At 63.3% G+C, this 11,783-nt stretch carries 11 protein-coding genes and 1 tRNA gene; 9 read left to right on the top strand and 3 right to left on the bottom strand.

The window, feature by feature from the left end; translation table 11 throughout:
* Positions 1-41: 41 nt before the first annotated feature.
* On the bottom strand, positions 42-917 hold the full coding sequence (gene gluQRS, locus NKH30_RS25890) for a tRNA glutamyl-Q(34) synthetase GluQRS (RefSeq protein ID WP_352768048.1): 876 nt from the start codon (positions 915-917) through the stop codon (positions 42-44).
* 122 nt (positions 918-1,039) lie between these two features.
* Between gluQRS and NKH30_RS25885 the strand changes: the two genes are divergently transcribed.
* Together NKH30_RS25885 and NKH30_RS25880 are read left to right on the top strand one after the other, a co-directional pair.
* Positions 1,040-1,681: a DNA-3-methyladenine glycosylase family protein gene (locus NKH30_RS25885; RefSeq protein WP_352471385.1), complete on the top strand. Its 642-nt coding sequence runs from the start codon at positions 1,040-1,042 to the stop codon at positions 1,679-1,681.
* Between the two features lie 129 nt (positions 1,682-1,810).
* Positions 1,811-2,368, top strand: coding sequence for an HNH endonuclease (locus NKH30_RS25880; RefSeq protein WP_023677956.1), 558 nt, complete (start codon positions 1,811-1,813; stop codon positions 2,366-2,368).
* 151 nt (positions 2,369-2,519) lie between these two features.
* Here NKH30_RS25880 and NKH30_RS25875 read toward each other — a convergent pair whose 3' ends face one another.
* Together NKH30_RS25875 and NKH30_RS25870 are read right to left on the bottom strand one after the other, a co-directional pair.
* Positions 2,520-3,038 carry a disulfide bond formation protein B gene (locus NKH30_RS25875; RefSeq protein ID WP_352768045.1) on the bottom strand — a complete coding sequence of 173 codons (519 nt, stop codon included), beginning with the start codon at positions 3,036-3,038 and terminating at the stop codon, positions 2,520-2,522.
* A 29-nt stretch (positions 3,039-3,067) separates the two neighbouring features.
* A complete protein-coding gene (locus NKH30_RS25870; RefSeq protein ID WP_023677958.1) occupies positions 3,068-3,655 on the bottom strand; it encodes a YqaA family protein in 588 nt (195 codons plus the stop codon).
* A gap of 456 nt (positions 3,656-4,111) precedes the next feature.
* Between NKH30_RS25870 and NKH30_RS25865 the strand changes: the two genes are divergently transcribed.
* From NKH30_RS25865 to NKH30_RS25835, 7 genes are all read left to right on the top strand, one after another.
* Positions 4,112-4,196, top strand: a tRNA-Leu gene (locus NKH30_RS25865).
* Positions 4,197-4,841: 645 nt separating this feature from the next.
* On the top strand, positions 4,842-6,281 hold the full coding sequence (locus NKH30_RS25860) for an FAD-dependent oxidoreductase (protein ID WP_352768041.1): 1,440 nt from the start codon (positions 4,842-4,844) through the stop codon (positions 6,279-6,281).
* Between the two features lie 24 nt (positions 6,282-6,305).
* The gene (locus NKH30_RS25855) at positions 6,306-7,481 is read left to right on the top strand and encodes an acyl-CoA dehydrogenase family protein (protein WP_352540175.1); all 1,176 of its coding nucleotides are present in this window, start codon (positions 6,306-6,308) and stop codon (positions 7,479-7,481) included.
* A 13-nt stretch (positions 7,482-7,494) separates the two neighbouring features.
* Positions 7,495-8,850 (top strand): LLM class flavin-dependent oxidoreductase, encoded by a 1,356-nt coding sequence (locus NKH30_RS25850; RefSeq protein ID WP_352471376.1) that lies wholly within the window; start codon positions 7,495-7,497, stop codon positions 8,848-8,850.
* Between the two features lie 7 nt (positions 8,851-8,857).
* The gene (locus tag NKH30_RS25845; protein WP_352540173.1) at positions 8,858-9,199 is read left to right on the top strand and encodes a DUF3088 domain-containing protein; all 342 of its coding nucleotides are present in this window, start codon (positions 8,858-8,860) and stop codon (positions 9,197-9,199) included.
* Between the two features lie 4 nt (positions 9,200-9,203).
* Positions 9,204-10,385: an acyl-CoA dehydrogenase family protein gene (locus NKH30_RS25840; protein ID WP_352616976.1), complete on the top strand. Its 1,182-nt coding sequence runs from the start codon at positions 9,204-9,206 to the stop codon at positions 10,383-10,385.
* Positions 10,382-11,737, top strand: coding sequence for an LLM class flavin-dependent oxidoreductase (locus NKH30_RS25835; RefSeq protein ID WP_352683050.1), 1,356 nt, complete (start codon positions 10,382-10,384; stop codon positions 11,735-11,737). Before NKH30_RS25840 ends, NKH30_RS25835 begins: the two co-directional genes overlap by 4 nt.
* Positions 11,738-11,783 lie beyond the last annotated feature (46 nt).

Raw genomic sequence — 11,783 nt, 5'->3', positions numbered from 1 at the left:
TCCATAGGCTCAATTCCATTCAAGGAATGCCTTTGGCGCCGCTAGAGACCGACCAGCCGCCTCACATCGTCCGGCGATGCGCCCGTCTTACGCTGGGCGGCAAGGCCGGTATCGCCAAGACTCTTCGACAGCTTTCGTCCGTCCGGGCCGAGGATCAGGCGATGGTGAAAATAGGCCGGCTGCGGCAGGCCAAGCAGTTGCTGAAGCAGCCGCTGCACGCTGGTCGCGGAATAGAGATCCTGGCCGCGCACGACATGGCTGACGCCCTGCAGCGCGTCGTCCATGGTGACGGCGAGGTGATAGCTGGTCGGGATTTCGCGGCGCGCCACGACCACGTCGCCCCAATCCTGCGGATGGGCTTCGACACGACGCGTCGCGGAGAGCGTCTCGTTCGTGTATTCGGCCCATGACAGGTCCTTGCCGGCGCGCGCTATTGCCGCATCGACGTCCAGCCGCCAGGCAAATGGCACATTTTCGGCCTGGCGCCGCTTGCGTTCGCTCGCCGTCAACGCCTTGTCGGCGGCAGGATAGAGCGGCACGCCGTCCGGGTCGCGCGGCCAGTCGCGGCCACGCTTCTCGCTGTCGGCGATAAAGGCGCGGATCTCACTTCTGCTCATGAAGGCCGGGTAGACAAGTTCTTCCTCGATCAGCCGCTCGAGCATCGCCCGATATTCGGCAAAATGCTCGGACTGGCGGCGCACCGGTTCCTCCCAGCCAAGCCTCAGCCATTTCAGGTCGCGAAAAATGCCTGCCTCGAATTCCGGCGTGCAGCGTGTCGTGTCGATATCCTCGATGCGCAGCAGCAGGCGTCCGCCCGTCGCCTTTGCCAATTTCTGATTGAGCAGCGCCGAATAGGCATGGCCGAGATGCAGTTCGCCGTTCGGGCTCGGCGCGAAGCGGAATGTCAGCAGTGTCATTGTCCGGCGGCAATCGGGTTGTGTGGCGCTTTCGCCAATTGCTACTTTGCGCCGGTGGCGTCGTGCGTCCAGAGGGACACGTGACGAAGCGTGCGGCACTTTTGATTTTGGAACAAGCAGACATGCAACGCATCGCCAGTCTCGACGACATTGCGCAAGGGCTGGATAGGCTATGCTTACTCGACCCACGCCTGGAAAGAGTGCGCGGCATGGCCGGCGAGGTGCCGCTCAGGCTATCGGAGCCGGGGTTCAGGAGCCTTGCTTCCATCGTCGTTTCGCAACAAGTGTCCCGCGCGAGCGCCGACGCCATCTTCGGCCGGCTGACGAGACTGCTCGATCCGCTGACGCCGCAGGCGATACTTGCCGCCGACGAGGTGATCTTTCGCGAGGCCGGGCTGTCGCGACCCAAGCAGCGCGGCCTGCTTGCCGTCGCCCGGGCGGTGGCCGACGGGCTCGACCTCGATCACCTCTGCCGGCTCGATGCAAGCGAGGCGATCGCGGCCATGACCAGGGTGCCGGGGATCGGCCCGTGGACGGCTGAAGTCTACCTTTTGTTTGCCGCCGGACACCCGGACATCTTTCCGGCGCGCGACGTTGCACTGCAGAGCGCGGTCGGCCATGCACTAGGCATCGACCCGCGTCCGCCGGAGAAAATGCTGATCCGGCTTGCCGAATCATGGAGCCCGTGGCGCGGTGTCGCATCGCGGCTTTTCTGGGCTTATTATCGCGAATTGAAGGGCAGGGATGCCGCGCCTCCGGCCTGAATCCGCAAAAAAGCATTGAAATCATGCGTTTTTGAGACCCGGCATGATCGACAATCCGCTTCACATCCCTGTCATGTCGGGCTTACAGTATCCGCGCCGACCGGTTCTAGGGTGAAGGAGGTCAACGACGTGACGGTTGCCGTATCTCCGGATGGGCTTCCAGCGCTGGTGCTGAACGCGGATTACCGTCCGCTCAGCTATTACCCCCTGTCGCTCTGGTCCTGGCAGGATGCCATCAAGGCGGTGTTCCTCGAGAGGGTGAACATCGTCGCCGAATACGAACACGCCGTCTCTTCACCGACCTTTTCGATGAAGCTGCCGAGCGTCGTCAGCCTGAAGGCTTACGTGAAGCCGTCGAGGCATCCGGCGTTTACCCGTTTCAACGTCTTCCTGCGTGACCGTTTCCAATGCCAATATTGCGGCACGCCGGACGATCTGACGTTCGACCATGTCATTCCTCGCCATCGCGGCGGCGCCACGACCTGGGAGAATGTCGTCGCTGCCTGCTCGCCCTGCAATCTGAGGAAGGGCGGCATGATGCCGGCCCACGCCAAGATGTGGCCGCTGCAGAAGCCCTACCAGCCGACGGTGCATGATTTGCATAATAACGGCCGGCTGTTCCCGCCCAACCATCTACACGAAAGCTGGATGGATTATCTGTACTGGGATGTCGAACTCGAGCCGTGAGATCATCCGATAATTCGGGAGGCTGGCCGTCTGAAGCGATTTTCTGCGCTTCCGATGCTCACGGACCAATGTCCGCTCCGCTTCGGTTCTCGGCAATCACTCCACCCGACTCAGCCTGCCGAATTCTTGGATGATCTCGTGTCGCGCTAAATCAGTCGCGGGCGAAGGCGCTGCGGAAGGCTACGACTGCCAGGACAAAGCTGGCGATGGCGTTCCAGCCGGCCAGCGACAGGCCGAGGATGCGGAGCGCCGCCTTGTCGCAGGAGGGCGGGACGAATTTGTCGAGCGCATCGAGCACGCCCTTGCCGCCGGTGTCCACCGGCCCGGCGGCTGCGGTGCAATCGGTCGGGCCTGGCCACCACGCCCATTCGACGCCGGAGTGATAAACGCCGAGATAGACGCCGTAGAGCATCAGCAGGCCGCCAATAGCCAGCAGGCCACGGCTTACCCAGGCTGGCGCCTGAAGAGCCGACGCAAGCACCGCCAGCAGCATCAAGGGCACGCCGACGTAGTAAGGCGTGCGCTGCTCGAGGCAGAGCTTGCAGGGGATGTAGCCGCCGAGATACTGGAAGGCCAGCGCCGAGCCGACCGTGGCGGCCATGGCGACAGCAAGGAACAGGGCGGTGCGCAGCCGCTGTCGTCCGGTATCGGCATTCACGGTCGCTGTCATCGGGCTCAGTCCATTCGGTTCGATGCCGTTCAGACGGCGTATTTGACGACGATATAGAGCAAAATCAGGGCGGCGGCGGCGGCGCCTGCAATCTGGCCGAGGCGCTTTTCGATGAAGTGGCGGATCGGCTCGCCATAGCGGCGCAAGAGCCACGCGAGAAACAGGAAGCGAGCACCGCGCGCCACGATTGCCAGCACGATGAACAGCAGCAAAGGAACACCGATGACCCCCGACAGGATCGTCACAACCTTGATCGGCGGCAGATGGGCGAGGCCGGAGGTGACCAGCATCAGGATGATGAAGCCGACACCCGATGAGACGCGCATCGCCTCGAACTCGTCATATTTGCCATAAAATTCGAGGATCGGCCGCGCCACCGCATCATAGGCATAATGGCCGATGAACCAGCCGGCGATGCCGCCCAGCACCGAGGCGACGGTGGCGACCAGCGCGTAACGATAGGCGCGATCCGGCCGCGACAGCGCCATCGGCAGATAGAGGACGTCGGCCGGCACCAGGAACACCGAGCTCTCGACGAAGGCGATGAAGGCCAGCCACCATTCGGCGGATTTGCTCGCCGCCAGCGACAAGGTCCAGTCGTAAAGTCCGCGAAGCATCGGCACTCCTAATGCACGCCCAAACCAGAAGCGGTCTTGGGATCACGACATGTACAAACAAGACTTGGAAGCGCCCCGCATCAACCTCGTCGGACAAGGTGCGCTTCAATGACATGCGCCGCCTCTCTAGAAAGATTTTCCGCGCTGCACAATGGCAGCTGCTTCACGAAATCGAAAGGCTGAGGCTTGAGCGAGCCCAGATGTTGGGATTTGGCCAGTTGACGAACAGGCCTCCAACCGTATAGTCCGCGCCCATCCAGGCCGCCCGGCCTGAGCCCCTATGGCGGAATTGGTAGACGCGCTCGACTCAAAATCAGGATGCGTCTACCGTCAGCCCGCAGGGTAATAGGATTGGAGGTCAATAGGTTAGGAGTTAAGGGCCGCTTAATTCTCGAACTGCCACCCTCTACGTAGGTGCAGCATGAGAGCGTTGAGAGGTAAATGAGTTAGCGCCTTGCGGGTGTGGTGAAACTGGTAGACGCGCTGGATTCAAAATCCAGTTCCGAAAGGAGTGTCGGTTCGAGCCCGACCACCCGCACCAACTATCGGCCGACAAACTTTGAGAACGGCGGTCATTTCACTTGTCGCGCCAGAGTTCGAATCGTGTCTGCCGCCCACCTCTACCAGGATACTCCGCAATGTCCGGTGATGGATGGGACAGATCAAATACATAAAATCAATATGTTATGAGAGATCGTGTGCAAAAACTGCACACGAAAGTGCCGCTACTCTTCTGTTTTCGTTCCTGCGATGGCGTAGCCGACGGGCCTCTTGGGACGCCTGTTGAATAGCTGCGCTGTCCTATCCTGCGAGGACCGTTGCTGGTGTATCCGCGACCTGCCGTCTGTCAGATGGCGGACGCCACACATGTCGGTCGACCAAGATTAAGCTTGATCCCGCTGACCACGCGACGCCGCTGATGTGCTCGACACCAATGCCCGACTGCATCGGCGTATTGCGCGTGAGCCGTAAGAAATAAAAATGACCAGTGCGCTTGCGCCCGCTGCAATATCGAAAAAGATGCTCCGGCTTCAGGGAGGCCACACGCACCGCCCATTCGTCGGCTGTGAAAGCGCGTCGTTGCAATGCAAGTGAAAAAAACTACCGGCCACTCAAAGCGAACATTTCTGGACTGTTTGCCGCCCGAGGCGGAGTTTGACGAGGCTCAACTTCAGCCGGGACCGAAATGGCCTTACCGACCGATCCAGATCACCACGCCCGGGAAACGCTCCGGCTGATCGGCCCCGATCCGCAGAACTGGGTGCCGGACCGGGAAGGCATCGACCACAATGTCTTCATCGTTGGCGGTGGGCAGACGGGGGCGACCTTTGCCTTCGCGTTGAGGCGTGCCGGCATTGGCAAGGTCACTGTCGTCGACGCGGCACCGGATGAGAGCAAGGCCGGCATCTGGCTCACTCATGCACGGATGAACCGGCTGCGAACGCCAAAGGGCTTGCCGGGGCCGGAACTCGGCTTGCCGGGCTTGAGCTTTCAGTCCTGGTACGAAGCCCGCCACGGTGCGGAAGCCTATGCCGGATTCGACCGCATCGCACGGACGGATTGGGCGAACTACCTGAAATGGTATCGCGCGTTCCTCGGTATCGGCATCCGTTACGGCACGCGTCTCATTCGCATCGAGCCGGCCGGCGGGCTTTTTCGCCTCCACCTCGAAGCCGACGGCACGCCATCGGTCGAAACGGCGCGCAAGATCATTCTGGCCAATGGCTTTGGCGGCAGCGGCGGTCCAGTGATACCGGCGGTACTTGCCGCCTTGCCGCGGGGCCTTGTCGCACACAGTTCGGCGGCAATCGATTTTGCCTCGCTCAAGGGCAAGGCAATGGCTGTCGTCGGGTCGGCGGCTTCGGCATTCGATGCGGCCGGAGCTGCCCTTGAGGCCGGCGCGAAATCGGTGCGTCTCTTTGCCCGCCGCAACAGCATTGCCAGTGTGCCGATCAACCGCGTGCGCGGCTATCCCGGCGCCTATGACAATTATCCTCGGCTGCCCGATGCGGTGCGCTGGCGCCAGGCATTGCGCTTCCGCGAGGCCGGTTCAACGCCGCCGCTCGATGCGGTGGAGCGGGCGGTGCGGCACCAGAATTTTCATCTCCATCTCGGTGCCCCCTGGACAAATGCGGATGTCGAAGACGGCAAGGTCGTCACCGATATCGCAGGCGAGACGTTTGCGTTCGACTTCGTCGTCGCCGGCACCGGCTATTTCGCCGACCCGACGCGCAAGCCTGAGTTCGCCGATTTCGCCGCCACCATCCGGCTATGGCGCGACCAGTACGCGCCGCCGGAAGCAGAGCTGGATGAATTTTTCGGCGCCCATCCTTATCTCGGCCTCGGCCATGAATTTCTCGAGAAGGCGCCGGGGGAGGCGCCATTCCTGAGGAATATCCATGTCTTCAATCCCGGCGGCTTTGTCAGTTTCGGCCTGCCGATCGGCGATGTGCCGTCGATCAGGCGCGATGTGCCGGCCGTTGTCGCGCGCATCAGCCGCGATCTCTTCCTCGCCGATCTCGACAGCCATGAGAGCCGCATAACCGGGAGCCATCCGGCCGAGTTCGGCGAAGACGCCTATGCCGCTTCCGTCTCGCGGCCGGCGCAGACCATCGCGGCGGAATAGACGCATTTCCATGGACAAACGCCGATGACCTTCAGCCCTGACCTTTCCGACCCGTTCGTCGCCACGGCGGTCGAACTGCGCGAAATCTTCGATCGGGATGCCGTGGCGCGCGACAAGGCCGGCGGCCGGCCCGTCGAACAGATCCGCCTGCTGAAGGAAAGTGGTTTGCCGTCGGCGCAGATTCCCAAGCGCTATGGCGGCAAGGGCGCACCCTGGCTGTCGGTGCTTCGCGTCGTGCGCGAATTCGCCCGCACCGACGGCTCGCTCGCCCATCTCTACGGATACCATCATCTGCCGCTCAATGGCGTGCTGTTCCGTGGCACGCAGGCGCAGAGGGACCGGCTGCTGACACGCTCGGCAAGGGAGAACTGGGTCTGGGGCAATTCCGGCAACGCCATGTCGAAGACGTCGACGGCCAGGCGCAACGGCACGGGCTGGATCCTGAGCGGCTTTCGGCCGTTCTCCTCCGGTTCCCACATCGCAGACTACATCCAGGTTGCCTGGGAGGACGGCCAGGATAGACTAGCGGCAGCGATCCCGGCTGACCGTGAGGGCATCGTCATCGAGGATGACTGGGATGGTGTCGGCCAGCGGCAGACCGGCAGCGGCAAGGTGACGTTCAAGGACGTGCATGTCGGCGACGACGAACTGATTGGCTCGCCCGCGGTGCCGCTGACGCCGTTCCAGACGCTGACGTCACTGTTCCAGCAGGCGGTCCTGCTCAACCTGTTCGTCGGCAGCGCGCAAGGAGCGCTGAGCGAAGGCCGGGACTATACGGTCTCGCAATCGCGCCCCTGGGTCTATTCCGGCTATGAGAAACATACCGACGATCCGTTCGTGCAACGCAAATATGGCGACCTCTATATCCGCACGCTCGCCGCGGCCGAACTGGCCGATATAGCAGCATGCAGCCTCGATGCCGCCTATGGCCAGGGCGAGGCGTTGACCCTGGAGCAGCGCGGGCAGACGGCGATCGATCTCGCCACCGCCAATGTCTACGCCGGACAAGTCGGCCTCGACGCGTCGAGCGAGGTTTTCGAGGTGATGGGCGCCCGCTCAGCCACCAAGGCCAACGGCTACGACAGGTTCTGGCGCAACGTGCGCACGCACACGCTGCACAATCCGGCCGAATACAAGAAGCGCACGATCGGCACCTGGTTGCTGACCGGGGAATTCCCGGCCGGCGGACTGTACCGCTGAGGAGGCGAAAAAAATGGCCAGGCGCAAGGACAAGCTCAAGCTGGGAGCGTTTCTGCTCTTCACCGGTCACCATGTGGCGGCCTGGCGCCATCCAGCGGCAGGCGAGGGGACCAGCCTCGGCGACTACGTCGAACTTGCCCGGCTGGCGGAAGCGGCCAAATTCGACGCGATCTTCTTTGCCGATGGCGTCGCGGCGCGGCTGAGCAACCTCGAGGCCGCCAGCCGCAAGGCGCATAGCGGCGTCTATCCGTTCGAGCCGATCACGCTGCTGTCGGCACTGTCGGCTGTGACCAGGAACATCGGCCTCATCGCCACGGCGTCGACCAGTTTTTCCGATCCCTACAATCTGGCCCGCCAGTTCGCGTCGCTCGACCATCTGAGCGGCGGGCGCGCAGGCTGGAATCTGGTCACCTCTTCCGATCCGGAGGCAGCGTTCAATTTCGGTCACGAGACGCATATCCAGCATGGCGAGCGCTACGACCGCGCCGAGGAATTCGCCGATGTCGTGCTCGGCCTGTGGGACAGCTGGGAGGATGACGCCTTCCCGCGCGACAGAGCAAGCGGGCGCTATTTCGACAAGGACAAACTGCATGTGCTGAACCACAAGGGCCAGCACTTCAAGGTGCGTGGTCCCCTGAACACGCCGCGAACGCCGCAAGGTCGTCCGGTCGTGGTCCAGGCCGGCGCGTCGGGTCCGGGCAAAGAGCTGGCGGCTCGTACCGCGGAAGCGATTTTCGCCGCGCAGATCACGCTCGACGAAGCCACCGCCTTCTATGCCGACGTCAAGGGCAGGCTCGGCAAATATGGCCGCTCGGAGGATGACCTGAAAGTCCTGCCAGGCATTTTCCCGGTCGTCGGCCGCACTGAAGCCGAGGCGCGGGGGAAGTTCGAACAGCTGCAGGATCTCATCCAGCCGGAAGTCGGCCTCGGTCTGGTCTCGGCGCTGGCCGGCGGCTTCGACCTCAGCGCCTATCCGCTCGACGGGCCGGTGCCGGATTTGCCGGAGACCAATGCCGGCAAGAGCCGGCAAGCGCTGGTGATCGATCTGGCGTGGCGCGAGAACCTGACGATCCGGCAGCTTTATCTGCGCATCGCCGGCGCCCGCGGCCACTGGCAGGTGGTCGGCACGCCGCAACAGATCGCCGACACCATGGAAGAGCGGTTCGAGAATTACGGCGCCGACGGCTTCAACATCATGGCGCCGATCATGCCCGGCGGCCTGAAGGATTTCATCGAGCTGGTGGTGCCGGAACTGCGCCGCCGTGGCCTCTTCCGCGACGAGTATGAGGGCAGCACCTTGCGCGACAATCTCGGCCTGAAGCGACCGGCAAACCGTTTTTCGCGGCATGCCGCGGCAGCTGCGGAATAGGCCGGCAATGGCGCGCGACACGCTCTTTCTCATCCAGCCGGGTTTCGCCGACCCAAATCAGCCGGGCCAGACGTTCGTCTGCCCCTATTGCAACCAGGTTGAGGGATTGCTCGCAGCCTTTCCCGATCTCGCCGCCAGACTCGACGTTGAGCGCGTGCCGTTTTCGAGGCCGAGAGGCAAGGTGATCGACGCGCTCGGCGAACGGCACCAGTCGCTGCCGGTGCTGATCATCGGCAGCAATCCGCCCGCCGACTTGCCGACGGCCAAGGGCAAGGTCTTCGCCGATGACACCAGGCGCATTCTTGCACTGCTTGCCGAGCGCCACGGCTTCCCGCAGCTGCATGAGTGAGACGATGACCTTCGATCCCGATACGTCCAATCCATGGATCGCCAAGGCGGTCGAGCTGCGCGACATCTTTGCCCGCGATGCGGTCGAGCGCGACCAGCTTGGCGGCAGGCCTACCGAACAGATACGTCTTCTCAAGCAAAGCGGCCTACTCACCATCGTGATCCCCAAGGAATTCGGTGGCGCCGGGGAACCCTATTCGACGGCGCTGAAGATCGGGCGCGAGTTCGCCAAGGTCGACGGCTCGATCGGCCATATCTACGGCTACCATTTCAGCGCACTGATCGCCGCCAGGCTCAATTCGGACGAACCGCGCTCAGCCGATCTGCTGCGGCGTTCGGCTGCCGGCGACTGGTTCTGGGGCAACACCGGCAACAGTTTTTCCAAAACGCTGTTCGGCCGCAAAGATGGCGAGTGGACGATCGTAAACGGCTTCAAACCCTTCGCCTCCGGCTCGCATGTCGCCGACTATCTTTCGACCTCGTGGGAAGACGAGGTCAGCGGCGAGAGGAAATTCGCGGCGATCCCCGCAAATCGCGAAGGCATCACCGTTCTCGACGACTGGGACGGCATCGGCCAGACGCAGACCGGCAGCGGCAAGGTCGCCTACAAGGACGTCAGGATCCACGACAGCGAGTTGGTGCGCGGTTGGGTCGACGCGTCGTTGCCAATCCGCACCATCGGCCCGCTGCAGCAGCAGAGCGTGTTGCTCAATGTCTTTGTCGGCACGGCCCAGGGCGCGCTGCTGGCGGCGCGAGATTATACGCTCAACAGTTCGCGGCCGTGGATGTATTCCGGCGTCGAGCGCCATATCGACGATCCATGGATCAAGCGGCAGTATGGCGAGCTCTGGGTCAAGACGCGGGCGGCGACGGCGCTGGCCGATCGCGCGGCGGCGGCGATCGATCATGCGATCGCGCGCGGCAAGGCGCTGACCGAGCAAGAACGCGGTGAGGCGGCGGTTGCCGTCGCCGCGGCCAATGTGCTGGCAGGCGATGTTGCGCTCGAAGTCACGACCGAGATATTCGAGGTGATGGGTGCCCGCTCCGCAGTGCGCAAATACGGCTTCGACCGCTTCTGGCGCAACGCACGCATTCACACCTTGCACAACCCTGCCGAATACAAGACCCGCACTGTCGGCACCTGGTATCTGACCGGCGCTTATCCCGAGCCCGGCGTCTTTCGATGAGCGGCCGGCAGCTCCATCTCAACGTCAACATCCTGCATGCCGGCTTCTCGCCGGCGGCATGGCGGATGGACGGCGTCGACCCCTATGCCGCCTTCACCGTTGACCACTATGTGCAGGTGGCGAAGATCGCAGAGCGCGCAAAGCTCGACGCCGTATTCCTTGCCGACCAGGCGGCGATATCGGACCGCATTGACTATCGTCCGATCACGTCGCTGGAGCCGACCATCGTGCTGGCGACGGTAGCCGCCGCAACCGAGCGCATCGGCCTGATCGCCACCGCTTCAACCAGCTTCAACGAGCCCTACAATATCGCCAGGCGCTTCGCGACGCTCGACCATGTCAGCGGCGGACGCATCGGCTGGAACATCGTCACCACGGCCGATCCCGCCTCGGCCCGCAATTTCGGCCTCAACGGTGCCATCGATCATGGCCGGCGCTACGAGCGGGCGGCGGAATTCGCTGACATCGTCAAGGCATTGTGGGACAGCTGGGAGGACGATGCCTTCATCGGTGATGTCGCCAGCGGGCGCTTCGTCGATGCCACCAAGGTTCACGCCATCGACCACAAGGGCGCACATTTCTCGGTGCACGGGCCGCACAATGTGCCGCGTTCGCCGCAAGGGCATCCGGTGGTCGTCCAGGCCGGCGGGTCCGATGACGGCAAGGACCTCGCCGCCCGCCACGCCGAAGCTGTGTTTTCCGCATCGCAGTCTTTCGAGGAAGCGCTCGGCTATGCGCGGGAACTTAAGGCGCGTGCCGTCGCCTATGGCCGCACCGGCGGCGTGCCGCTCAACCTCGCCGGCCTAGCCACCATCATCGGCAGCACCGAGGCCGAAGCGGAGCGGCGGCAAGGAGAGCTCTGGGACCGCATCCCGCTCGACTACAGCCTTGGCCGGCTGTCCGGCGTGCTCGGCATCGATCGCGAGCGGCTGAAGCTCGACGAGAAGCTGCCAGAAGGGATTCAACTGCCCCCCAATGGCGGCCACACCTTCTTCAAGGCCACGCTCGCGCTCGCGCGCAGCAACGATTTCACCGTTCGCCAGCTGATCCGGGCGCTGAACGGCAGCACCGGCCACCGCACCATCGTCGGCACGCCCGAGCAGATCGCCGACGATATCGAAAGATGGTTTGTCGCCGGCGCCGCCGACGGCTTCAACCTGATGCCGGACGTGCTGCCGACCGGACTGGAGGTCTTTGTCGATACGGTGGTGCCGATCCTGCGCCGGCGCGGCCTGTTCCGCACCGACTATGAGGGGCGCACGCTGCGCGACCATCTCGGGCTTGCCAGACCCGAAAGCCGCTTTGCACCGCAGCCGCACAAGGCGCCAGCGCTGCATGAGGCCACCCATTGAATGGTCATCAAAATACAACGGAGGGGAAGGTCCTGCCATTGACCTC

It is taken from the genome of Mesorhizobium sp. M1273 (genome assembly GCF_040318195.1).
In the GTDB taxonomy this organism is placed as follows: domain Bacteria; phylum Pseudomonadota; class Alphaproteobacteria; order Rhizobiales; family Rhizobiaceae; genus Mesorhizobium.
Note: the sequence above shows the minus strand (reverse complement) of the source record. Positions and strands in the feature narration are given on the sequence as shown.

Coding starts and splice junctions, on each gene's coding strand:
- NKH30_RS25875 (WP_352768045.1), bottom strand. CDS start 3,038: ATGACAGCGACCGTGAATGCCGATACCGGACGACAGCGGCTGCGCACC.
- NKH30_RS25885 (WP_352471385.1), top strand. CDS start 1,040: ATGCAACGCATCGCCAGTCTCGACGACATTGCGCAAGGGCTGGATAGG.
- NKH30_RS25860 (WP_352768041.1), top strand. CDS start 4,842: ATGGCCTTACCGACCGATCCAGATCACCACGCCCGGGAAACGCTCCGG.
- NKH30_RS25840 (WP_352616976.1), top strand. CDS start 9,204: ATGACCTTCGATCCCGATACGTCCAATCCATGGATCGCCAAGGCGGTC.
- NKH30_RS25835 (WP_352683050.1), top strand. CDS start 10,382: ATGAGCGGCCGGCAGCTCCATCTCAACGTCAACATCCTGCATGCCGGC.
- gluQRS (WP_352768048.1), bottom strand. CDS start 917: ATGACACTGCTGACATTCCGCTTCGCGCCGAGCCCGAACGGCGAACTG.
- NKH30_RS25855 (WP_352540175.1), top strand. CDS start 6,306: ATGACCTTCAGCCCTGACCTTTCCGACCCGTTCGTCGCCACGGCGGTC.
- NKH30_RS25870 (WP_023677958.1), bottom strand. CDS start 3,655: ATGCTTCGCGGACTTTACGACTGGACCTTGTCGCTGGCGGCGAGCAAA.
- NKH30_RS25845 (WP_352540173.1), top strand. CDS start 8,858: ATGGCGCGCGACACGCTCTTTCTCATCCAGCCGGGTTTCGCCGACCCA.
- NKH30_RS25850 (WP_352471376.1), top strand. CDS start 7,495: ATGGCCAGGCGCAAGGACAAGCTCAAGCTGGGAGCGTTTCTGCTCTTC.